The sequence below is a fragment of the Novipirellula herctigrandis genome, from assembly GCA_007859835.1.
Classification (GTDB): domain Bacteria; phylum Planctomycetota; class Planctomycetia; order Pirellulales; family Pirellulaceae; genus Novipirellula_A; species Novipirellula_A herctigrandis.
Window position 1 is genome coordinate 6,291,799 of record SJPJ01000001.1, and the last position, 23,323, is coordinate 6,315,121.

Annotated in this window: 17 protein-coding genes; 12 read left to right on the forward strand and 5 right to left on the reverse strand. The window is 52.4% G+C overall.

Going from position 1 to position 23,323, the window contains the following annotated elements:
• The first annotated feature begins 78 nt into the window (after positions 1–78).
• The 7 genes from CA13_RS23070 (at position 79) to CA13_RS23100 (ending at position 11,266) form a co-directional block, all read left to right on the forward strand.
• Complete coding sequence (locus CA13_RS23070; RefSeq protein WP_146400690.1) at positions 79–918, forward strand: MBL fold metallo-hydrolase; 840 nt, start codon at positions 79–81, stop codon at positions 916–918.
• The gene (gene hemW, locus CA13_RS23075; RefSeq protein WP_146400692.1) at positions 915–2,063 is read left to right on the forward strand and encodes a radical SAM family heme chaperone HemW; all 1,149 of its coding nucleotides are present in this window, start codon (positions 915–917) and stop codon (positions 2,061–2,063) included. Before CA13_RS23070 ends, hemW begins: the two co-directional genes overlap by 4 nt.
• Before the next feature lie 146 nt (positions 2,064–2,209).
• Positions 2,210–3,052 carry an acetyl-CoA carboxylase, carboxyltransferase subunit beta gene (accD, locus tag CA13_RS23080; protein WP_419194721.1) on the forward strand — a complete coding sequence of 281 codons (843 nt, stop codon included), beginning with the start codon at positions 2,210–2,212 and terminating at the stop codon, positions 3,050–3,052.
• Positions 3,053–3,101: 49 nt separating this feature from the next.
• Positions 3,102–3,974, forward strand: coding sequence for a serine/threonine protein kinase (locus CA13_RS23085; protein WP_419194722.1), 873 nt, complete (start codon positions 3,102–3,104; stop codon positions 3,972–3,974).
• Between the two features lie 243 nt (positions 3,975–4,217).
• The gene (locus CA13_RS23090) at positions 4,218–5,054 is read left to right on the forward strand and encodes a hypothetical protein (RefSeq protein WP_146400698.1); all 837 of its coding nucleotides are present in this window, start codon (positions 4,218–4,220) and stop codon (positions 5,052–5,054) included.
• On the forward strand, positions 5,032–5,244 hold the full coding sequence (locus CA13_RS23095) for a hypothetical protein (protein ID WP_146400700.1): 213 nt from the start codon (positions 5,032–5,034) through the stop codon (positions 5,242–5,244). Before CA13_RS23090 ends, CA13_RS23095 begins: the two co-directional genes overlap by 23 nt.
• A gap of 262 nt (positions 5,245–5,506) precedes the next feature.
• A complete protein-coding gene (locus CA13_RS23100; RefSeq protein ID WP_419194723.1) occupies positions 5,507–11,266 on the forward strand; it encodes a DUF11 domain-containing protein in 5,760 nt (1,919 codons plus the stop codon).
• A gap of 102 nt (positions 11,267–11,368) precedes the next feature.
• Here CA13_RS23100 and CA13_RS23105 read toward each other — a convergent pair whose 3' ends face one another.
• Entirely contained in the window at positions 11,369–12,562 is a 1,194-nt protein-coding gene (locus CA13_RS23105; RefSeq protein WP_146400704.1) for a hypothetical protein, read from the reverse strand.
• A 264-nt stretch (positions 12,563–12,826) separates the two neighbouring features.
• Between CA13_RS23105 and CA13_RS35525 the strand changes: the two genes are divergently transcribed.
• Complete coding sequence (locus tag CA13_RS35525; protein WP_419194724.1) at positions 12,827–12,976, forward strand: hypothetical protein; 150 nt, start codon at positions 12,827–12,829, stop codon at positions 12,974–12,976.
• A 317-nt stretch (positions 12,977–13,293) separates the two neighbouring features.
• Positions 13,294–14,055 carry a superoxide dismutase gene (locus CA13_RS23110; protein ID WP_146400706.1) on the forward strand — a complete coding sequence of 254 codons (762 nt, stop codon included), beginning with the start codon at positions 13,294–13,296 and terminating at the stop codon, positions 14,053–14,055.
• A gap of 120 nt (positions 14,056–14,175) precedes the next feature.
• On the opposite strand, the gene CA13_RS23115 is transcribed toward CA13_RS23110, so the two are convergent.
• A complete protein-coding gene (locus CA13_RS23115) occupies positions 14,176–15,273 on the reverse strand; it encodes a Gfo/Idh/MocA family protein (RefSeq protein WP_146400708.1) in 1,098 nt (365 codons plus the stop codon).
• Positions 15,274–15,571: 298 nt separating this feature from the next.
• Between CA13_RS23115 and CA13_RS23120 the strand changes: the two genes are divergently transcribed.
• A complete protein-coding gene (locus CA13_RS23120; RefSeq protein WP_419194725.1) occupies positions 15,572–15,988 on the forward strand; it encodes a hypothetical protein in 417 nt (138 codons plus the stop codon).
• Between the two features lie 176 nt (positions 15,989–16,164).
• Positions 16,165–16,557, forward strand: a complete 393-nt coding sequence (locus tag CA13_RS23125) for a hypothetical protein (protein ID WP_146403848.1) — start codon at positions 16,165–16,167, stop codon at positions 16,555–16,557.
• Between the two features lie 20 nt (positions 16,558–16,577).
• Here CA13_RS23125 and CA13_RS23130 read toward each other — a convergent pair whose 3' ends face one another.
• Positions 16,578–19,553: a glycoside hydrolase family 9 protein gene (locus tag CA13_RS23130; RefSeq protein WP_146400710.1), complete on the reverse strand. Its 2,976-nt coding sequence runs from the start codon at positions 19,551–19,553 to the stop codon at positions 16,578–16,580.
• Positions 19,554–19,709: 156 nt separating this feature from the next.
• On the opposite strand from CA13_RS23130, the gene CA13_RS23135 reads away from it, so the two are divergent.
• The gene (locus CA13_RS23135) at positions 19,710–20,693 is read left to right on the forward strand and encodes a DUF6807 domain-containing protein (RefSeq protein WP_146400712.1); all 984 of its coding nucleotides are present in this window, start codon (positions 19,710–19,712) and stop codon (positions 20,691–20,693) included.
• Between the two features lie 9 nt (positions 20,694–20,702).
• On the opposite strand, the gene CA13_RS23140 is transcribed toward CA13_RS23135, so the two are convergent.
• The gene (locus tag CA13_RS23140) at positions 20,703–22,460 is read right to left on the reverse strand and encodes a TIGR03545 family protein (RefSeq protein WP_146400713.1); all 1,758 of its coding nucleotides are present in this window, start codon (positions 22,458–22,460) and stop codon (positions 20,703–20,705) included.
• Positions 22,457–23,275, reverse strand: a complete 819-nt coding sequence (locus tag CA13_RS23145) for a TIGR03546 family protein (protein WP_146400715.1) — start codon at positions 23,273–23,275, stop codon at positions 22,457–22,459. The genes CA13_RS23140 and CA13_RS23145 overlap by 4 nt, the downstream gene beginning before the upstream one ends.
• Between the last annotated feature and the right edge of the window lie 48 nt (positions 23,276–23,323).

Consider the following 23,323-nt stretch of genomic DNA (forward strand, 5'->3'; position numbering starts at 1 on the left):
TTCTCGCTATCTTGGCCTCATTGTCTCTACTGCTTCGCACCCGTGTCCGCCTCCTCGCCAGCCCCTGTTTGTTTTTCGATGGTTGAAAATGTTCCTCTGCTTCGTCACCACCATGATGGTCTAACGATCGAAGGTTATTCGCGTGCGGCAGTGCAGACGTGTTGGCGGGTGAACGAATTAAAAGTCCTGTTCGATTGTGGTATCCAGCCTTGGGATTTCATGGGGACCTCAACCATGTTTATTTCTCACGCGCACCTTGATCACATTGCCGCTTTGCCGGCTTATGTCTCGAGACGGCGAATGATGAAAATGGATCCGCCCGTGATCTATATGCCTGATTCGGCCGTTGATAATGCTTGGGATATGCTGCAAATGTTTCGCCGGCTCGACCGTGGAGCGATGCCATGCGAATTGATCGGTTTGCTTCCCGGGGACGAAACATCGATCAGTCGCGAGTATGTCGTTACGTCGCTACCGACCCGGCACACGATCCAATCGTTAGGGTTTGTTATCCACCAACGGCGGCACAAATTAAAGCCGCAATACGTTGGACTCGAAGGGAACCAACTTCGCGAGCTAAAACTATCCGGGACGGAAATCACCGAAGAGTCTCGCGTACCGGTGCTCGCATACACCGGTGATACTTCGCCTCCTGGGCTCGATGACAATCCCGTCTTTTTCGATGCTAAAGTTTTGGTCAGCGAAATGACATTTGTCGCGCCCGAGCATCGCAAAGACAAAATTCATAAACATGGCCATATGCACGTCGACGACTATTTGAAACGAGCCGATCGATTCAATAATGAACTGATCATTGCGTCCCATTTGAGTACTCGGTACAACGACACTCAGGTCAAACGACTTGTAAGTAGAGTGCTGCCCGACATGCTTGGTGGTCGCTTAAAGCTTTGGCTATGAGTAGCGAAGATTTTATTTGGCCGATCCCGCGATCGGCTTACATTCACGTGCCATTTTGCCGCCATCGCTGTGGTTATTGTAATTTTAGCGTGATTGCGGACCGGGATGATCTTGTCGAGCGTTTTCTTAAAGCGATTGATCGTGAACTGGCACCGCTAGGCCGGCCTTCGATCGACACCTTGTTCATCGGTGGCGGAACGCCCACCCATTTGTCGGTCGATGCATTGTCGCGGCTTTTAACGATGCTCGCCGAACGTTTCGAACTTTGCGACGATTTCGAGTTCAGTGTCGAAGCAAATCCGGAAGACATCCAAGCGGATAAGCTAAGCGTATTGGCCGACCATGGAGTCAATCGAATTAGTCTCGGCGTGCAGTCGTTTCAAACAGACAAGCTGGAATTGCTGCAGCGGGGCCACAATGGCGATCGTGCTCGCGAAGCGATTGAGGCGTCCGCCAAGCGTATCGGAAATGTCTCGGTTGATTTGATCTTTGCCGCTCCTGGGGAAGCGGTTTCCGACTGGGAAACCGATTTACGCACTGCTTTGGATTTACCGCTACAACATCTTTCAACCTACGCGTTGACTTTTGAAAAAGGCACGCCGTTTTGGAATGCTCGATTGCACGGGCGGATGAAGGGGCTTGATGAAGCCACCGAAGTCAAGATGTACCAAATCACTCGGCAAATGCTGGCCGAGCGAGGGATGAAACACTACGAAGTTTCCAACTTCGCGCTCGATGGATTTCGCAGCCGGCACAATATCGCCTATTGGGAGGGGCGTGGCTGGTATGCGGCGGGCCCCGGTGCGGCGCGATTCGTTGATGGTTCCCGCGATTTGAATCACCGCAGCACGACGACCTATTTGCACCGAATCGAGCAAGGGGAATCTGCGGTGGCGGAATCGGACCGATTGACCCGAATTGGATACGCTCGTGAACGAGCCGCGTTTGGAATCCGTATGATCGACGGGATCGATTTAACGCGGGTTAGCCAAGAAACGGGAGTCGACTTGTGGACCGAGTGCGAAAAGGCGATTCTAGATGCCGTCGATCGTGGGCTGATGATCCGAACCGATACGCGTATTCGACTCAGTAAAAAGGGAATTTTGTTCGCTGATATGGTCGCTGCGGATCTACTGTTCCCCTAACGGATGGTGGATGGAATGTCGCCGCTGGCTTGGGCACCAAGTTGAATTTGAGGCAGCGGAAACTTACAGAACTGAGTAAAGTACACGCAGCACACTTTTTGAGCTCCTCCAAAAAAATAAACCAAAATCCCACTTCTGGGGAAACTATGTCTGCCGTTGATTCGAAACCAATTGATATGACGCAAAGCAAAAAACGTGGCGTTCCCGAAGGGCTGTGGTTGAAATGCCCGGGCTGCTCGGCCTCGGTTTACAAAAAGGAAGTGGCCCAGCGGCTGAATGTGTGCCCGAAATGTGAATATCACTTCTATGTTTCGGCCCACGATCGGATCGCTCAAGTGCTCGATGATGGCACGTTTGAGCCGATGAACGAACAATTGCGGTCAACCGACCCGCTGGAATTTGCCGACCGCCGAAAATACGCTGAACGCTTGGTTGGTGAACAAAAGAGGACTGGGTTGACCGACGCGGTCGTCACGGGAACAGGCATGGTTCGTGCCCGCCGTATTGCATTTGCGGTGACCGATAGCGCCTTCATTATGGGCAGCATGGGTTCGGTCGTTGGGGAGCGTTTAACACGATTGGTCGAGTTTGCCACCGAACATGAGCTACCCTTGATTATTATTAGTGCTAGTGGTGGTGGTGCTCGGATGCACGAAGGGATTTTATCTCTGATGCAGATGGCAAAAGTCACTGCCGCATTGGCTCGGTATGACGAATCGGGTGGGTTTTTCACTAGTGTCTTGACCAATCCGACCATGGGAGGCGTTGCCGCTAGCTTCGCGTCGCTGGGAGATTTGGTTTTTGCCGAGCCGAAAGCATTGATCGGATTCGCTGGGCCGCGAACAATTAAAGCAACGATCGGGATTGAGTTGCCCGAGGACTTTCAAACGAGCGAATTTTTGCTTGAGCACGGCTACATCGACCGAATCGTCACACGGAAGAATTTGAAAACAGAGATCGCTCGGGCGATCGATTATTGCGGAAAATGAGAGCCTTTTTGGGAAAGGCACAAGCGTTATGGGTCTAATCGATTCGATCATGTCACGGTTCGGCTCTTCGGGGCTAAAGGCTACAAGCCGGATCAACGTGGAAGCACGGTTTGAACGGACGCGGACCAGTGCTGTTGGGACGATGTGCACCTTTTTCGTTGCACACGATCGAGAAAACAATCGAACCGTCGGCGTAAAATTGCTCGACATCGAGAAAATGGAGCTGTTCGAGTCTCGATTCAAAGGTCTCAATAAACCCAGCGAAGGTGAAATCGCGATGGGAATGGTCCACCCCAAAGTGGTTGAAACCTACGAGGCCGGTGTGACGACCAAGGGGCAAGCAATCTTGGTGATGGAGTTTATCGAAGGTCCAAGCCTCCAATATATCATTGTCAACAAGGAAGAAGCTCTCGTTTATGATCGGCGTTTGATGCTGATTCGTGATATGGCCGAAGCGTTGCAATATGTCCACAATCGCGGCTACATCCACCGAGATATTTGCCCGCGAAATTTCATTTGTTTGCCGGATATGAGTGGCCTTAAGCTCATCGATTTTGGGTTAACCCTGCCGGCGACCCCACCCTTCATGACTCCTGGAAATCGGACGGGAACGCCGCTTTACATGTCGCCCGAGATTGTGCGGCGTCGACGTACGGACAAACGCGTCGACATTTTTTCGTTCGGTGTGACGTGCTACTGCTTGTGCAGCTTCAAGCACCCGTGGCAAGGTGACGAAGTGAACGGACGAGCAGCTCTGTATCATGATGCTGCCCCCCCGACGGACTTGATGGAATATTGCCCCGACATTGATCCCAAGCTCTCGCGGGCGATCATGTCGGCCTTAAACCCCAAGGTCGACGAACGGACTCCCACGATCGAACAGTTCATCCAATCGATCAAAACGGTCAGAGCAGAATACTGAAAACGACCGGCATAATCCAACTTCCGCAGAAATCGACCGGTAGAATCAAGCTTTTCCTGACGAATTCGTTGACATTCGTTTTCTCCCCTAACTATACTTCTTTAGTCGTGTTAAGTGAGGCAAGTATCGCTGGACAGGCAAAACAAACGGCCAAATCGTTTGTCCGGCCCATTTGCCAATTTGAGTCACTTTGCCGCCTATATTTAGTCCTTGTCGGTCGGAACGTAATACGGAATCTTCGCAATGACCCTACTTGGGAAGTCGTTCTCAGTCATCATTCTCATCCTCAGCTTGACCTTTATGGTTCTGGCTCTTGCCGTTAATGCATCGCACCGCAATTGGCGCGACGTGGTTATGGGGCCAGGAGGATACAAAGAGAAAATTCAGAGCTTGGAGTCATCCAGCCAACAGCTTCGCGATCAGAAGCAAAAGGCGGAAGCGGGCCTAAGTCGTGAGCAGGCCGCTCGGCGGACCGCTCTTGCTGCTTTGCAAACTCAGCTTGACCAGCAGGAAGATCAACTTCAAAACAGTGAAGCGACGGTTCAAAAGCTAGAAGGTCAAAACACGGAGTTGTCGCAAACCGACCGTAGCCGTGCCCAATACCTTGAAGAGTTAACAGCAGAAACCAAACGGCTTCGCGAACAAATTCGGTCAGAACAAGAAGACCGCGATCAATTGTTCACTCAAACGCTGCAATTGACCGACCAAATGAACAAGTTACGTGGAATCGTTTCCATTCAACAAGATAGAAACGACCAATTGATGGCTCAAGTGACTCGGTACAAAGAAGTCATCGATGCTCGTGGCATCGACATCAATGACTCGCTTGACGGTGCACCTCCGGAACGCAATGGAACAGTGTTGGTTATCAATCGTCCGAAAAAGTTGGTCGAGATTTCGATCGGATACGACGATGGATTGCGTAAAGGCCACAAGCTCGAAGTGACTCGTGGCGGCCGCTATGTCGGTAAGCTGCAAGTGCTGCAAGTGGAACCCGACCACGCCGTGGCAAGCATTCTGCCGGACTATAGCCAAGGAATCATTCAGGAGAACGACCGTGTCGACACTACCCTCGATTGAACCGAAACACTCCGGTAAGCAACCTACCAGTGTGTACACGGTGATGCTGTTGCTCAGTGTTCTCTTTTTGCTCATCGCCGTCATCCTGATGATCGTTGAGCTTGGACGTTGGGCACCGGATTACTATAGCACCCGAGCCGCTCAGCCCGGAGCGATGGTCGTCCATGTCGACGGGCCAACGTACATGTAGTGATTGTCGCTGATCACTAGGATTGGCTTCTTTCGTCGCTATCTTCGCCATTTTTGTCTTCGCCCTTCGCTCAGCGAAGGCGATCGATTGAAACGCACTTTTGGCTCGTAAAAGGCGACGAATTTACTCTCCGTCATGATCCCGCAGCGGTCCTGACTATCTTTCGCAATCGCTCTAGGTTGCCTAGGCATCTTGTTTTGATGCCCTCTATATGGCAAACAATGCACTTAGGCTGTTCATTTTCCTAAGAATTGGCGTGTGCATGATGTCTCAGCAGTGGTTTTTAAAGCGGTTTTCCCAGCGGCGCATCCTTGCAAATTTGCTTGGCGATCCCCAACGGACAGCAAAGCCCACGCGAACGGTAAAGCAAAGCCGGAGGCGATTGGCATTGGAACTTTTGGAAGACCGCCGCGTGCTCGCTGCGGCAATCGATCTGGCATCGATCGAGGGACGAATCTTCAAAGACATCACCGGCGATGGATTCACTGCTGGCGAACAAGTTTTCGGTGCTGCGGTTGAGCTTTATCGTGACAATGGCGATGGCACATTCAATCCTGCGTCAGGTGATACTTCCGCAGGTACAACAACCACGGACGCCAATGGTCGTTACACGTTCGATCGCCTCACCGCCGATTCCTACTTCGTCTTCCAGCCTGGCCAAACGATCGATGGACGAACGCTTTCTCAAACCGTTTCGCCACGGATCAGTATTAGTGCCAATCAAGTGCAAGGAGTTATTGTCGACACGATCGACAGCTTTGATCAAACGTCTCAATTGGTCCTTGATGACACCAACGACGGGATTCCGGTGACATCGTCTGTTGCCGCTCCCGAGGTGATTGGAGGTGAGCGTGATTTATTCGTCAACAAGACAAGCATCAACGGTTCGGTCCAACTGAGTGTTGATAACCCACTGCTACCGGATCTTCTGACGTTCGATTCCATTTTATCAGGCAACGGCCAACGAAGGGTAACTTGGGATGGTCCTGATGGTGATGCTATCGTGGTCGATGATACGGGACTCTCCGGTATCGACATGACTCGTGGTGGCACCGCCGAGGGGATCCGTTTGCAGGTTGGTGCTGACCTCGCCGGAGGAACGGCGATCGTTCGTTTCTATACCAACGATGGCAATGCGGCGACGGCATCGCGGTTCAGTACTGCGACGTTGAACATTCCACCAACAGGCGGTGATCCCTCGTCCGCCGAATTCCTGCCGTTCAGCGACTTCACCGTTGGTGGTGGTGCCGGAGCGGATATAACCAGCATCGATGCGATCGAGTTAGAAATTAGTGGTGCAACTAATGTGAACGGTACTGCGGAATTGGTCGGGTCGATAGGTTCAACGGTACTGACCCAAGATTTTGACAATTTTGAAACTGCCGACTTAGAACTTACAAAGACCGTCGACAACGCGGAGCCCACTGTGGGGCAAAACGTGACGTTCACGATTTCGGTTAACAACCGCGGCCCAAACACGGCGACGGGCGTTCAAGTGACGGACCTGTTGCCCGTCGGTTTTACTTTCGCCAGCAGCAACCCATCTCAAGGAACCTACGACGCCGGGACGGGAATCTGGAATCTCGGATCGATCGCAAATCTAGGGACTGCAACGCTGAGCCTCGTCGCGACAGTGTCGGCAGTTGGCGCGAAGACGAACTCAGCCGAGATCACAGCTGCCGATCAAGTTGACGCTGATAGTACACCAAATAATGGAGTCCTCGGCGAAGACGACATCGCCAGCGTCACTGTATCGCCGCAAACGGTCAACATCGCTCTAAACAAAACGGTCGACAACGCGGCTCCGAATGTGGGGGAAAACGTTGTCTTTACGGTTACCGCCTCTAACTCGGGGCCATCGCCAGCCACTGGGGTCGTTGTTCGTGATGTTTTGCCTTCCGGGCTAACGCTCGTTTCTGCCACGGCCACTCAGGGAAGCTATAACACGACCAATGGATTGTGGGCGGTGGGCAGTGTTGTGGTTGGTGCAACTCCCTCGCTTTCGATTGTCGCACGGGTTAATGCGTCAGGGGCCGTCACCAATACAGCGGAAGTCACCGCGTTAGATCAAACCGACACCAACAGCACGCCGAACAACAACATCCCGACCGAAGACGATCAAGATTCCGTTACGATCGCCACACCAATTGTGGATTTGTCATTAACGAAAAGTGTCAGCAACGATCGTCCCAATGTCGATGAACCGATCAGTTTTGTGATCACACTTGATAACGCTGGACCATCGCTTGCGACCGGTGTCTCGGTGACAGATATCTTGCCTACCGGTGTCTCGTTCGTATCCTCGACGGTGTCTGCTGGTGAATACAACGTATCTACCGGCGTATGGACTGTGGGTGATGTCGCCGTTGGTGCCAATCCTGTATTGACCATCAACGCTCGGATTGACGGTCTCTCGGCCATCACCAACACCGCTAGCATCACTGCTACGGACCAATTTGATTCTGATAGTACTCCCGGCAACAGCGTCGAAGCCGAGGACGACCAAGAGTCGGTCGCGGTTATTCCTAAGTCGATCGATTTGTCGTTAACGAAAACCGTCGACAATGCTCGTCCTGCCGCAGGGCAAAACGTCGTGTTTACCGTCGGTGTGGCGAACGCTGGCCCCGACACGGGAACCGGAGTGGTCGTTGCGGATTTGTTGCCTGCTGGATTGGCATTCGTGTCGGCTACGGCCAGTACGGGATCTTATGACAATACCACCGGACGTTGGACGGTTGGTGCGATTGCACCGACTGATAACCCGCAACTCCAAATCACGGCGACCTATAATGGAAACACCGGGGTCATCAATTTGGCGGAAATCATTGCAGCCAACGAATTTGATATTGATAGCACACCTGGGAACAATGCGACGGTCGAAGACGACCAAGCCGCCGCTAGCGTGTCGCCTGCCACGGCGGACTTGTCGTTGACGAAAACGGTCGACAATGGCGTTCCCAATGTGGGTGAAAATGTGATCTTTATGGTTACGGTTTCTAATGCCAATAATGACACGGCAACCGGTGTCGTCGTCCAGGACTTACTGCCAGCGAACTTGGACTTCGTAAACGCAATCCCAAGCGTCGGAGACTATAACGCAACAACCGGACGTTGGACGATTGCAACGATTCCGGCTGACGAATCGGTGACGTTAGCGATAGAAGCGACAGCGCAATCGACGGATTTGTTAACCAATACAGCCGAAATTATTGCCGCGGACCAATTCGATCCTGACTCGACACCGAATAACCATGTGCTAGTCGAAGACGACCAAGCGGAAGTCGCCGTGCAGGCCCAACAAATCGATTTGTCGTTAACAAAAGCGATTGATGACGATTTACCGAATCTTGGTCAAGAAGTGACGTTCACGATCATCGTCAACAACGGAGGGCCAAGTCACGCCACCGAAGTGTTCGTGACCGACCAATTGCCGGCCGGAGTGACGTACGTCAGTAGCTCACCGGGGCAAGGCAGTTTCAATACAACAACAGGAGTATGGAACGTCGGCGCGATCCGTTCGGAAGAATCCGCAACCATGACAATCGTCGGCCGCGTCGATTCACTTGGCAGTTATACCAATACCGCGCAAGTGACTGCTGCGGCGCAAGTGGATTCGGATTCCACTCCCGCGAACGACCTCGAAAGTGAAGACGACCAAGCGAGCGTCTCCTTCCGAGTTCCCGTAGCCGATTTATCATTGGTCAAGAACGTCAATAATCCGTCGCCAAATGTGGGCGAGACGGTGACGTTTCGGATAGAGCTAACGAACGACGGTCCGGATGCGGCAACGGGTGTTCGCGTTACCGATATTTTGCCGCTTGGGACATCGTTCATTTCGACCAGTCTAACCGCTGGCACCTATGATGCATCAACTGGGATTTGGAACATTGGCACCGTGCCCGCAATGTCGATGGTAACGCTTGATGTTTTCGCAACCATCGACACGCCAGATCCCAAAACGAACGTAGCTCGCGTTACTGCGGCCAGTGAGTCGGACCCCGATTCGACCCCGGGGAATAACGTCCTTGCCGAGGATGATCAAGACGAAGTCACCGTCACGCCGCCGATCATTGATCTGTCGCTCACCAAAACAGCGAGTGCGGACCGTCCTTCGCTTGGTGACAATGTTGATTTTACCGTCACCGTTAGTAACGGCGACCGAGACGATGCGACGGGTGTTGTGGTCAAGGACTTGCTGCCGGATGGTTTGACCTACGTTAGTAGCACGGTGACCGTTGGCACGTACACGCAAAGCACCGGTCAGTGGAATGTCGGACCTCTCGCGTCGAACACGTCGGCGACATTGACGATCACAGCGACTGTCACATCGCTCGAGGCAAAGACGAACGTCGCCGAAGTTGTTGCTGCGGAACAAAGTGATGCTGATAGTGTTCCAGGTAATAATGTTGCGACCGAAGATGATTACGCTTCGGTGACAATCACACCGGCGAGTGCTGACTTGTCGCTTGCCAAAACCATTGACAATGCGGCGCCCAATGTTGGCTCGAATGTCGTGTTTACCTTGACCGCTGCGAATGCGGGACCTGATGCGGCAAGTGATGTCGTCGTGATGGATCGATTGCCGGCGGGAATGTCGTTTGTCAGTGCCAGTCCAAGCGAGGGGATTTACAATGAGCTAGAGGGGCGTTGGACCATCCCTACTTTGCCAAGTGACGGCACGGCAACACTGCAAATCACTGCGGCCGTTGTTTCGCTCGGGGATAAAACCAATACTGCCCAAGTGGAGGTGTCAGATCAATTTGACCCCGATAGTGTACCGGGGAACAACGATCCGGACGAAGATGATCAAGCGTCGGTGACGTTGTCGCCTCAACTTGTCGATCTTGCTTTGGAGAAAATCATTGACGAGCCACGGCCGAATATTGGCGATACCATTGAGTACACGCTGACACTTTCCAACGCAGGTCCTTCGACGGCAACCGGTGTGGCCGTGACTGATTTGTTGCCCACGAATGTTGTGTACAACTCTTCGACTCCAAGCCAAGGGGACTATAACCCGTCAACGGGCATTTGGACTATCGGAACCGTTGCGATGGATACGATCCCAAGCTTGGCCATTCGCGGAGTGGTTCAGGATACGCGGGGTGAAACCAACACGGCCGAAGTCACCGCTGTCGATCAAGCCGATCTTGATAGCACACCCGGTAACAACGTCGCTGCTGAAGATGATCAAGCCTCGGTCGCATTCACAACACCTGTTGCGGATTTGTCGTTGACCAAAACGGTCGACCAACCGTCGCCCGATCGCGGAGACAATGTCACCTTTACGGTGCGAGTGTCCAATGTGGGGCCGGACGCTGCGACCGACGTGGATGTGACCGACCAATTACCACCAGGTCTGCAATTTGTTTCAGCAAACGCGAGTGCTGGTGAGTATTCACCGGATAGTGGGCTTTGGTCGATCTCTGAAATTGCTGCCAACGGGCAAGCAACCTTGGTCGTCGTGGCATCGGTCGAGTCGGCAAGTTCGTCGACCAATCGCGCCGAATTGACCGATGTTCGTCAATTTGATCCCGACAGTACCCCAGGGAACAATACCGAGGACGAAGACGACCAAGCGATGGTGACAGTGACGCCAGTCGTCGTCGACATCTCCGTCGCAGCATCCGTCGATAATGACGCACCTTTAGAAGGAGATGCGATTGGGATCACCGTCAATGTTGCCAATGCGGGCCCCGCCAATGCGACCGGAGTGGTCGTCAGAGTACTGATTCCGGATGGATTAACGCTGTTGTTGTCCAACCCCGAAAGTGGCTTGTACGATCCGGCAACCGGTGATTGGACGGTCGGGTCGGTTGCGGCAGAATCGGAACAGCGATTAGTGTTGTCCGCACGCGTTGACGAGCGAGGTGTCAAGAGCATTCCGGTGCAACTGGTCGCGACCGATCAATTCGACGTCGACAGTACGCCTGACAACAATATCGAAAGTGAAGACGATGAAACGGACTTAATTATCCGAGCGCCGCGGTTGTTGACCAAGCGATTGTTTATGGCAAGGTAGCCGCTCCCATGAAGTCGTTATCGCAACTTGGAATGATGGCGAATGCTGCCTCTGTCATACCCTCGATCTGTCATACCCTCGATCTGCTATACCATAGGCACGCTACGTGACTTCATCCACCTTGGTTGTCGAGTTGAGAGTGACCGTAAGCTCCACACACGCTCCAGCGGGAAAGTCGAGAACGATCAGCGACGCCTCGCGTTTCCCATAGCCACTCACCGACATTGCCGATTTGATCCCTGAGATTTTCAAGTCGGACTTGGATGGGATGAAGTCTTTTCCCGATGCTTTAAATCCTTTGATAAGAGCTTTACAACCCGACAAACCCTCTTTGCGAAATAGGGACTTGACCAATGCCGTCCAGCCGATGCCGGTCGAGAAACCGACGTCGAATCCTCCCTTGAATTTTTTACCAACAAGATCGGCCGGGCTCTTTGTTCCGCCAATCAAAATGACAACTGGTGTTCCGACATTCGCCTGAGCTCCAAAAGCGAATTTCTCTGACGAGAGCTGAATCGATTTTCCAATCATCGTTTCCATGTTCCAAATTTGGCCTTGAATGTAATCCCGACCTTCGGGCCAACCTGGTGCAACGCCCCCAATTTTCATTCCGACCCCAACCCAGCAATAAAGATCAGGAACCGACACTTTCGCGGCAAATTCTTGTAGAAACGACGACCACGTGGATGAGGTGCCCGATGTGGTGTACAGCATGCAGTCACCCATATGTTCGGGGCGCCCGTTGTTGACCACATAGTCTGCTTGTTTTGCCCAGTAGTCCTTATCGAGATTTTTCCATTTGGCGCGACTGTGCTTTTCTTCATAGTTATCAAACGTGTGCTTGATGCGGCGCAGCGTGGTTTGCCCCGTCGGGTTTGCATACACTGCCTTGCCAGTTTCCATCGCCTTCAACGTGGCCAAAACCTCTGTCCAAGATGCAATCCAAGGACAACTCCCTGAGCCGCCACCAACCTCAAACGAGGGAACCCCCAGAACCGTCAGTCCCTTGCCCGCGTTCGCACGGCGGTGAAGCTCAAGGCAGGGCGGTCGTCGTTTCCCGCGAGCATTCATATTGACGCAATTCAAGCACACTTTCGTGTCGATTGTCTTTGGCACGACTTTCTCCAGACGTTGCAGGTGACGAGATCCGCCGGTGGGGAGTTGTGGAGCCACCCGGCGTGAATGGATTTTAGTCTTCTGTACCTCTTGTGGCAAGTTCTGGACCCCTTTCAGGGTGTCGTGCCATGGAAAGGAAGCAGCGGGCTCGGGAGTACTGGCTCCGTTTGATGCCTGCATTTTCTTCTGGCCTGAAGAGATGAGGGCGTTTGAAAACATGGTTTAGATCGTTACCGCCTTGTCTCAAAGCAACTCGCCGAGCACTGCGTCGATAGCTTCGCGGTGGTAAGTCGATAGCTTCGCGGTGGTAAGTCGATAGCTTCGCGGTGGTAAATAGTACCGTGCGTAACGCTGCTGGATCTGATTGGTTGGCTCAACGTCGTTTCAGTGATCACGCTGAGGAGGCACTGTCCCGCCAATTGCATGAAGCGATTTGGTTAATCCGTGGATCTGAGGATTGGAATACTCGGCCAACTTAGTGGGCTGGATCGGTATGTGATCGAGATTGAAATTGCCGCATATCGATTTGTTGCTTTCGGGACAACGCTCAATTGGCGAAACCTGTTTGAACCGATCGTTTTCCAACAGGATTAGTTGGGAAGACTATCCAGTTGTTACTTGTTGCTCTTCGTTTGATCCGTAGTATCCGAGTCGAGCCTCGCAGGGCGGTTGCGTTCTAGAGCTTCCAACCATTTCCCGAATGTGTTAGGAATCTCCCGCAGAGTTGGAAATTGTTTCCCACGCGAGTCAAATGGAGAATTTTGCACCTGTGCGTTTGTGGATTATCGGAGTCGACGTTGCAACGAAGTATGGCGAGGAAGGAAACCGAATTGTCCCTCTCCCTGTTGACGATCTGGTATGATAGAGCACTGAAAAGTTGATTCTTCCTCGATGAAAAAAACAGGTATTCGATGTCACATAATCCTTCTTCCCAAGTCAATCCATCTGCATCGACCGCTACTTTGGGCCGTCGTCGTTTCCTTGGTCAATCGACTGCATTGGTGACTGCCACAGTCGTTGGGTCTGCCTTGGCGCAATCTGCGAATGCGCAAGAGGCCCTTGGATTGTCAGCGCCATTTTCGTTGCCCGCTTTGCCATACGGTTATGATGCTTTGGCACCCGTAATCGACACTCGAACGATGACCATTCATCATACAAAACATCATCAGGGCTACGTGAATAAGTTGAATGCCGCTTTAAGTTCGGAGCCAAGTTTGGCCAAAATGACACTCTCGCAACTTTTAGCAAACCTCGACAAATTGCCCGAGTCTGTCCGTACAGCCGTGCGGAACAGCGGAGGTGGTCATGCGAATCATTCTCTGTTTTGGACGGTGATGAAGGCACCCGGCGACGTTTCAGAACCGTCGGGAGCATTGGCGGAACAAATCAAATCAACGTTTGGATCCTTCAAGAACTTTCAAAGTGAGTTTGCGACTGCTGCAGCGACTCAATTCGGTAGCGGTTGGGCTTGGTTAGTAAAAGGAGATGCTGGCTTGGAAGTGATGAAGACTCCGAATCAAGACAGTCCCATCACAATAGGAAAGAAGCCTTTGCTTGGCCTCGATGTTTGGGAGCACGCTTATTATCTGAATTACCAAAACCGTCGCACCGACTATATCGATGCGTTTTGGAAAATTGTTAACTGGGATCAAGTTGCCAAGAACGCTGCTTAGTTCTTCAACGTATCAAACCAGTAATTTTGAATTCTTGGACTTCGTCGGCCGATCGTTTTTTTGTTAACGAAAGCATCGAAGAAACGGTTGGCGACGCGAGTGGTTTACTAACTGCACGTTCTACGCCGTAGCGACCTCGCATTTTTTGTTCGTTTGAATGCTTCTGTAGATCGCTTCAATCGCAAGCAAGTCCTTCAAGCCTTCTTCGCCTGGGACTTTGGTTTCGGTGTTATTCAGAATGCACTTTGCGAAGGCGTCCATTTCATTTGCGAAATGGTCAGTGGCGTCAAATTCGATCGATTCGGCACTTGATCTTCCTTTGATGCCTCCGTAGCCAAACGCCGGATCCAAACCGAACCACCCCTTATCGCCGTAAGCATTGAAGCGATTGATGCCGTTGAAGGCATAGGACGTGCTGCAGTAACAATTCACTCCGCTTGGCATTGTCATCGTCCAGGTGATCGTTTCGTCCACCTCCGCAAACTTTTTCGGGTCCGTCTTCGTTTCTTGGGCTGTTACCGCGATGGGTTCTTCCCCCGTCAAGTAGCGGCACGCGTTAATGGCATAAATGCCAACGTCCATCATCGCACCACCTCCTGCCAAGTCAGCCTTGAGTCGCCATTGATTCGGGTTTCCAATTTTGAATCCGAACCCGGCTTCGATCGCTTTGAGTGACCCAAACTTTTTGCTCCGCGCCAATTCGATACAGTGCAAGTGATGTGGCTCGAATTGACATCGGTACCCCACGCCAAGTTTGATCTTGTTTTCATTACACGCCGCAATCATGTCACGACAATCTTGGCTGCTATTGGCCATCGGCTTTTCACAGAAAATATGCTTTCCCGCATTTGCGCCCCGGATGGTGTATTCTTTGTGCATGCCGTTTGGCAAGACAATGTAGATCACATCGATCGACTCGTTGTCGACGATTTTGTCGTAAGTGTCATAGCTGTAAATGTTTTGCGGTTGGATGCCGTACTTGTCTGCCCAAATTTTTTCCTTCTTGGGTGTCCCCGTGACGATGCCAACCAATTTTGCGTGTTTCGTTTTTTGCAGTGCAGGAGCAATTTGATTGGTGCTCAAGCTGCCTAGGCCTACGAGAGCAAAGTTGACAGTTGATTTTTCCTCTGCGGCACTCGACGAGTGAAAGCCAACGGATGCGGCAACAGACAGGGCGGTTGTGGTTCCAATAAATCGGCGGCGATTCAGTGAGGTCATCGTATGCGCTTTGAAACGGAGGTTGAATTTAGGTGGACCAAGGGCTGCTATTCTAATCCGATGGGCGCCGGAAGTGGGGAGTCCAACCGAGCTTCCGATCTTACACAACGCACAATCGTCACAGACGGTCCTTTTCGCCAGTCGCTAAAGCTTTACTAAGCAGAAAAGTGGACTCAATAGGCCATTTTCCCTCAAGCGGCGTGCTATGTTTTTTTGGCCCCACACCTACCGCCGCTTCCTTGAGAGCTTTCGATACAGTTTGACACTGCGAGCTCTTCCAACCCATAGGGACAAAGTCATGTCTAAAGCCAACGCTGCTGAGCAATCCGAGGACCAGAACATCATCACTCTCGATCGCCGCACCAATGATCGCCGCCAAGGGAACCCAGAAGCTGTCGATACTGGCATGATGGAAACGCCACGCCGTAAAAAGCAACGTCGTCGTCACATCGATCCAACGACCTGCGAACGTGACTACAACGAACAAGAAATCGAGTTCATGCGGGCGATGGACGACTACAAACGAGCTGCCGGACGTATGTTCCCAACTTGCAGCGAAGTTCTCGAAGTCATCCGGGCACTGGGTTATGTCCAACTGACTCGCGAGCAATTCGATGCTCTCGACTTGAATGCCGAAGAAGACAACGGTGGAGATGATTTCGATTCGAGTGAGGACCTTGAGGCGGATCTCGAAGAAGAACTGGCCGACGCGTAGGTGTACTCGCAATCGGAGCAGGTGTGTCTGCGAAGGAAGTAGGTGTTCCCCAGCGGACGTGGTCAACCAGCCAATCAATCGCAAAAATAGTAACAGCCTGATAGCCTGGGTGGTACAATAACCCACTTGGTTCTCGGGCTGTTCTCGGTTTTGGTACGCTAACTTTGCAACGTTTCATTCGATTTGCGGCCTATCTATGGGCTTCTCCCTACACATTGACGGGGATCACGATTGGTCTTCTGCTAGGTGGACGTTTTCAGCGTATCGAGGGTGTGATCGAGATCAGTGGCCCACGAATCGGTGATGTTCTTCACCGAATGTATGTTCCTGCGATGGCACTCACGTTCGGACATGTCGTCTTCGGCCAAACGACCGCCGCGTTGGACATCACGCGCGCGCACGAACGCGTTCACGTTCGGCAATACGAACGATGGGGACCAGCATTCGTGCCCATGTACTTGCTCTTTTTTTCTTTCTTGTATCTAAAAGGCCGCGACGGATACCGGGAAAACCCGTTCGAGATCGAAGCCTATGCGGTAGATGATTTTCAAACACCTGATTCCGATTAGTGCTCTGCTTCTACGCATTCTTATTGTTGCATTTCCTTTTCGCGGGCTGCCAAATATCCCCATACCAAGACGTTGGGAGCCCACCTGTCGACGGTGTACTCCTCAAGCATTGGCCAGCCACCGAGATCCCAGTATGCTTGGTGGGTCGGCCATGCGTAGGCATCGGGCACCGTCGCTTTGCCGATCACCCAGGTAATCGGCCATATCACTCCATTGTCGTGCCATTTTTGAAAGTCAATGTTGCCATAGGGAACCAAGCCCGCTGGTACGGCTTGTCCCGTTCGTCGCGCATCGAGTTTGAATACATTCTTGACTGGATTCGTACTTAGCCCCGTCATGTAGACAAGGTTATTTGGGTTGCATCCACTTTGAAACTGAGTCGATCGCACTGCTCCGGCCAGGTAGCGAGGATCGCCAGTCAAGAAGTGGGCTCGCGTTAGGTCGGCGGCATCAGGCACGGTGTAGTGGCCGATGAATTGAGGTTTTCCCCTATCGCAAGTCGTGACGTTAAATGCGTTGCCCTCCGCGTATTGCAGAGCCCTTTGAGCGACCACCTCGATCGCTTCGACGGCTTTCTGCTTTCGTTCCGGTTCGCCCAGTCCATCAGGTAAATTTGCATAAATGAACGCTTGTTCGCGCTGGACGTGCTTTCCCCAAACGAATAAATCGGGCACTTGATCGGTTAGTGCAGAGTCTTTGAGGAAGACGTCGTGATAATCCGGCTCACCTGTTAGCCGGTAAAGTTCGAGTGCCGCCAAATTGCGACTATCCGTGGCTTGCCATGTGTTGTCACGTTTCGCTGTATGGCCCGCCGTCTTGTCGCGTGCATAGTCTTGTTCGGCAAATTGGAAAGCACGAATGGCGCTGTCGCGAATCACGTTTGCTCGCTTAGCGTTGTAGGGTTTGAGCAGTCGTGCGAGTCGCGCGGCTACGGCGGAATAATACCAACTCGATGCATAATCGGGAGCCAAGATGTAGCTGCTGAAACCGTTAAGCCAGCTCACTTCGCCAACAAGCGGATCGCCCTTACTCTCGATTCCAAAACCGACGCCGCCATTTGATTGTTGCAATCGCTCAAAGCACTGGAACTCGAACATTGCTTCGGTCAAGATGTCAGGCAAGCCTTCTGTCTTGGGAATGTTTAGCTCTAAAGCAGCAAAGTAGTCGGGGAACAATTCGAATATTTCAAGTGTCGCCATGGTCGTCTTCATGTGCGTGACCCGACGCGGGTTCCAATCGCCCGCGTCGTGATAGCCACCCCATCCACCAGCACGCGGTTCTCCGGTGTCACCGTCAACAATCGACGCAAATGATTCGCCACCGCTTTCTACCGATCGATATTTCGATTGGGTCACCGGGTAGCCATCCGCAGGGTGCATGTCACGCGGTTTGCGAAAGTCGGTGTAAGGAGGCCCAAGTTCCACACCGCTGCGTTGATGATACAGTCCTCGCATTTGTGTTAAGAATGCCGTTTGCCATACGTGATCACCGATTTCAAAGGGGAACGAGCAACCGACGCCATCGACCACAACGCGGTATCGTCCCGGTTCGCTAAAGCGTGAAAAGTCGCATCGAGCTACATCGGTGCCGTTGAAGTTCGCATCACGAGCCATCAACTCAGGTTGATCCGCCGGAAAATGCCGCTCACTTCTACCTTCAAAAACGATCCGACCCGATGCTTCGTCGACAAGCGAAAAACGCATCGACTCGGGCAACCGAAGCACGCCACCGGTACCAAGCCAACACGAAAGGAAGGCTTGCTTGGCCGGATCATCTGGTCGATAGCCGATTTGGTGAGCATGCACCGCTTCGCTACGGATTTTGTTTGAGCGGAACTCAAAAGCAATCTCACTTCGGCGGGTATTGAGCGTCCCAAATTTAACTCGGTACGTTTTTCCTTCGGTAAGAGGCTTTGGCAGTCGCAGGTAAAGCGTGTGTCGGACGCCAACGGTGGAGGGGCCCTGTGCCCAAGCATTGACGTGACTCTTTCGGCCGACCGAAATTGGCTTCAACGTTGGCGTTGATTCGGCGTCGTCACCGCATTTGATTCGATAGGTTTCAGGTTTGTCAGCGACGAAGTCGAGTAGGGGATCACCAGCGATTTGTTCGTAGGTGGTCAACCAACCACGATCGGGACCGATTAACCAACCGACAATCTGGTCGTCGCGTAAGAGTTCTACTTTTTTGATCTCACCTTGCTCATTTTTTGTTTCTCGCTTTTGATCTCCTGCGATTGGTTCGTATTTGGAGAATTCAGCTGGAATGAGCGTGCCGGCTTGAATTTCAATTGCCATCACATCATTGGCGACCATCGAGATATGCTGCACCGTGGGTGATGTCTGTGATCGCTTTCCGAATCGTGCCTTGAGCGATTCTTGTTGTTGCTTTTTTTGATTCGCTTCGGCAAGTAAGCGAGCTTTTTTCGCTGCTCGAGCGTTGAGGACTTCTTCGCTCGGCGATTGCATCAAAACGGCATCGACTTCCACGTCAACCTCCTTGGCGCCGGACCAATCACCGATCAATTGCACTTGTCGCAGATTTTCAAGATCGGGTTTGCCACCATCATCTCCAACCGCATTCGGTTCGGAAAATGACGCACCCTCTTTCGGGAATATTTCAATGAACTCGGAAGTTGCTTGCTGAGGAAGTGGAAACGTCCATCGTCCTTGGCGCTGCTCGGAGTCACCTAGTAATAGCACAATCGCAGACGCTTGATTGGCCGGGCCAATTTTGATGCGTAGTACGGGGGTCATCTCCGCATTGGCGGCAATATCCCATTTGCCATTGATTCCCGCGCCACCTTGGTTGTCGACACCTCGGATCACCGCCACTCCCTTTTCGGTTGCTACCTTTCCTTCCCAGGACAAATAGCAGAACACAAAGGGGCGATCAAAACCTTCAATCTCATTTTCTTGGGCCTTCATAGCGGGGGGCGGAACAAGGAGAATGCTCCAAAGAACAGCCAAGATTGAATCGATTGGCAAACGAACTTTCATGGAATTGGACCCCGCGGCGAGGTAAGGTGGAGGGCAGGAACGCTCAGTTTAACTCATTGGGGGGCCAATTTCGATTTTGGGACGAACTAGTTACAATGGTCCTCGTTACAGCCGTTTTCGCATCGTCCCCAAGAAGCATCGTTCCCAAGAAGCATCATGTCAGCTCACAAGTATTTGCATCTCGCGGTTTTCGGGTTGTTCCTAATGCCAGCCATGGCGAACGGTGAGTCACCGCTCGTCACATCGAAAGTATCCGTTAAACCTAGCGATGCACCCGAAGGGTGGACGGTCTCGGATGGAGAGCGACTTTTCGCGGGGTTCATCGCAAAAAGTGGACATAAGTCGGTTATCTATCCAATCATCGGGCCTGGCGGACAGCGGATGACGCGTGATTACCCCATGTCGGATGCCACTGGTGGGGAAAAGCACGACCATATCCATCATCGTTCATTGTGGTTCACTCACGGCGATGTGAACGGTATCGATTTTTGGGGTGAGACGGAAGGTTGTGGACAAATCATCCAACTCGCAGGTGCGACAACATCCGATCCAGAGTCGAATGTTGTCACGATCACAACCGACAACGAATGGCGTGACGCAGCCAATAAGCGGCTTCTAAGCGACACACGTCAATTTCGGTTTAGCACATTCGACAACAAGCGAATCATCGATTGCGAAATTCAACTCAAAGCGACCGATGGCGACGTGAACTTTGGCGACACCAAAGAGGGTAGCTTTGGAATCCGTGTCGCTGGAACGATGAAAGTCGACTCAAAACTCGGTGGTAAAATCACCAATGCCGAGGGCCTTCAAGACGCGAAGGCGTGGGGAAAGAAATCCAACTGGGTTGACTACAATGGCCCTGTCGATGGGGACCAAGTTGGCATCACGGTATTCTACCACCCATCAAGTTTTGCGTCCCCGTGCTATTGGCATGTGCGGACGTATGGATTGTTCGCTGCCAACCCATTCGGGGTTCATCACTTTGTCGGTGGCAAACCGACCGAGGGAGTGACGATTCAAGCCGGTAGTACGCTAAGAGTCCTTTGCCGTGTGATGCTCTACGAAGGAGCCTTCGATCCACAGCAAACAGCAAAGGATTTCAAGATTTACGCGAACCAATCCGGCCCGGTTCTGTAGTCGTACGGTTTATCGAAGTTGTTTTTGCAGGGCACCGCGTAGCCGGCCTAGATAAACGTCGGCGTCGCCTACTTCGTTCATCACTTTTTGGCTCATTTCCTCGATCGACTTGTCGGCACTCGCCAGCAGCGATCGCGCTTCGCTTTGCTGTGACGTTAGCCATTCACGAAGGGCCAATGTTTGTTCCAAGTGAGCTTGGTCAATTTTGGCTTTCAGCTTCGCTTGCGAGGCAGCCAATTGATCGTTGACGGCATCTTCGGTCGCTCGACGAAATACTTGCCCAAGATTGGTGTGCAGGTCTAAAGCCAAGTCTTCCCATTTGCCTTCGAAATTTGCATCGATTTCAATTCGATCCACTGAGTCAAGGCTTGCTTGCATCGATTGAGCTGCCGCCGATTTGGCATGTTTTGAATCGAGAGCCAGTTGCATCTTCAATCCCGTTTGCTTGCTGACGAACCGTCCTTGCACTTGGTCCCCTTCGCTACGCAATTGAACCCACAACTCGCGTTGGCCGCCTGTGATACGCAGGCCAGCGTCCTGCTCGTTGCCCAAGCGAAGTGGCTTCGCCTCGGTTTGTGGCCAATGAAGTGTCAATAGATCCACATCGGCACCACGTCGTCGGTCACGAACGTATTCGACTCGGACGAGTTCGGGGCCTTCGAGTTGCAACTTTGCAACGCTTGGCTCACGAAGCAATTCAGGCGAGGGAGTCATGTTTTCGACAAAGCCAGTCAACGCGTATGTGTTGCCATTGGCTCGCATCAGTCCACCAACTTCACAATGGCGAACCAAGACATCGGGCAGCCGGTCGTTGCCGATCAAGTCGATATCTTCACCACGAATTCGGTCGGTCTCGGGGGCGACGATCGTGTAGTTGGCAATCGTCCGGCCGCCATCGAGGTAGCTGCGGATTTGCGAGACTTGCTCGCCCACAGCGCGTTTGAGCAGATCGACGCCAAAGTTGTCCGAATCTTCGAGACCACCCGGCACATACTTTTCGACCTTGGCCATGTCGATCTTTTTCGCTTCATCAAGTGACGCGAGGTCGTTTTGTAATCGTTCCGGCAGCGAATCGATCGCTTGGCGAACGGCCATCAACTCATTGCGAGCTTCGCGAGCCTTTTCCAGCGTTCGTTGCAGTTGAGGTAAATCGCGAAGCGGATTGTCGATTCCGCGAGCTTCGTCACGAACGGTACGCACTTGTTCTTCAAGGTTGCGGGCGCGAACGACGAGCGATTCGTATTCAGTTTCCCATCGACTACGGATTTCTTTGCTTCGGCGAACCGTTTCGAGGTTCTCCGTTAACGCGCTCGCTTCGTCGCCAAGCTTATTGGTGGTCGCGTCTAAAAGCTTGGTCAAGATCGATGGTTCGCCCGTATCGATCGGTTCGGGCTCATCCGTTTGATCAAGTTTGCCCGAATAATCGCGGTGCGATCCGATTTGGATGCCAGTGATCTTGCCATCACGAGCAACCCAGCGGCGATGCAACAGTGCGTCACCATCAAGCGTTAGCTCGATCGATTCGGCTCGAAACGCATCCCGCATGTCTTTCTCGTCGCGTGGATCGGCAACGTGAAAATCAGAGTAGCGAATGCTTGGTGGAAACAGACCAACGTGGGCGCTGCCAATTTCGACTTTAGCGCCGGTGGCACTTTCTAAGCCGCTAATCGTTACGTAGCTGGCGACAGGGCCGAGGCCCCAACGCAGTAACATCACAATGGCGACGACGATGATCAAACGGGTGATCACAAAACTCCAGCGAATCATGCTGCATCCTTTTGCTGAGAGGTGCGCAATTGACGAAGCAAGTAATTGAGTGCTTCGTCCATCGGTTGCTGCTCATTTAATTCGGTGTCCGTATTGGACTCCGAAGTGGTATCCATGGAATCGGTCGGTTGTTCCGTGGTCGGTGTTTCGGCGACCGGAGAGTCTTTCATGCGTATCACGTCAATGCGAGTTTCGACCGCTTGGCTGCTGTGCGAATCAGCAGGATGAAAGTCAGCGGCCGAAGGTGCGCTTGGTGCTTGAGAGGGAACCCGGTGAGGACCCGAAACACGTTGGTGTCCTCCATCAACGACAACCACTTTTTCTTTCCCTGATTTCGACGCCGATTCCGTTACGGGAGCGGGCGAATCGAGTTCTTCGATTGGTTTTGGTTTGAACAGGCGAAAGAACGGATAAGTGATGATGAAGATTGGCAGCAGTGCAGCGACGCCAATCAGAAAGCTTCCCATTACGACCGTGTTGTTCATTTCGGTCCAAGGCATGAGCGGCAAACCCCATGCATTGGCCAAATGGGGCGCAAGAGCTTCATGCGACAGCACATATTCGCCGATTTGGTGCGAATAGGGATCGAGTTTCGTTGCTGAAAACGAGACGCCTATCGCGGTAAGCGCCGCCATCGCGTGGTTGATTCGAACCGAAAGAACGACGACCAGAACCGCCAACGCGACTAGGTTTCCGTGAGGAATGATGCCTAGCAATACGCCTAACGCCACCGCCCATGCGAGTTGGTGTGGGTATTGGCGACCGGCGATCGCTTTTCGGACGTTACTCAGTAGTTTGATGGACCAGATGATCATTGCGGTGCGCCTCCATGCGCACGGAAGTGGGTTCCCTGGGTTTCCATA

Bases quoted from the DNA above. Each gene is read 5' to 3' on its own strand.
- CA13_RS23120 (WP_419194725.1), top strand. From the start codon at position 15,572: ATGTCTAAAGCCAACGCTGCTGAGCAATCCGAGGACCAGAACATCATC.
- CA13_RS23070 (WP_146400690.1), top strand. From the start codon at position 79: ATGGTTGAAAATGTTCCTCTGCTTCGTCACCACCATGATGGTCTAACG.
- CA13_RS23115 (WP_146400708.1), bottom strand. From the start codon at position 15,273: ATGACCTCACTGAATCGCCGCCGATTTATTGGAACCACAACCGCCCTG.
- CA13_RS23090 (WP_146400698.1), top strand. From the start codon at position 4,218: ATGACCCTACTTGGGAAGTCGTTCTCAGTCATCATTCTCATCCTCAGC.
- CA13_RS23130 (WP_146400710.1), bottom strand. From the start codon at position 19,553: ATGAAAGTTCGTTTGCCAATCGATTCAATCTTGGCTGTTCTTTGGAGC.
- accD (WP_419194721.1), top strand. From the start codon at position 2,210: ATGTCTGCCGTTGATTCGAAACCAATTGATATGACGCAAAGCAAAAAA.
- CA13_RS23110 (WP_146400706.1), top strand. From the start codon at position 13,294: ATGTCACATAATCCTTCTTCCCAAGTCAATCCATCTGCATCGACCGCT.
- CA13_RS23140 (WP_146400713.1), bottom strand. From the start codon at position 22,460: ATGATTCGCTGGAGTTTTGTGATCACCCGTTTGATCATCGTCGTCGCC.
- CA13_RS23135 (WP_146400712.1), top strand. From the start codon at position 19,710: ATGTCAGCTCACAAGTATTTGCATCTCGCGGTTTTCGGGTTGTTCCTA.
- CA13_RS23100 (WP_419194723.1), top strand. From the start codon at position 5,507: ATGATGTCTCAGCAGTGGTTTTTAAAGCGGTTTTCCCAGCGGCGCATC.
- CA13_RS23085 (WP_419194722.1), top strand. From the start codon at position 3,102: ATGTCACGGTTCGGCTCTTCGGGGCTAAAGGCTACAAGCCGGATCAAC.
- CA13_RS23145 (WP_146400715.1), bottom strand. From the start codon at position 23,275: ATGATCATCTGGTCCATCAAACTACTGAGTAACGTCCGAAAAGCGATC.
- CA13_RS23105 (WP_146400704.1), bottom strand. From the start codon at position 12,562: ATGCAGGCATCAAACGGAGCCAGTACTCCCGAGCCCGCTGCTTCCTTT.
- hemW (WP_146400692.1), top strand. From the start codon at position 915: ATGAGTAGCGAAGATTTTATTTGGCCGATCCCGCGATCGGCTTACATT.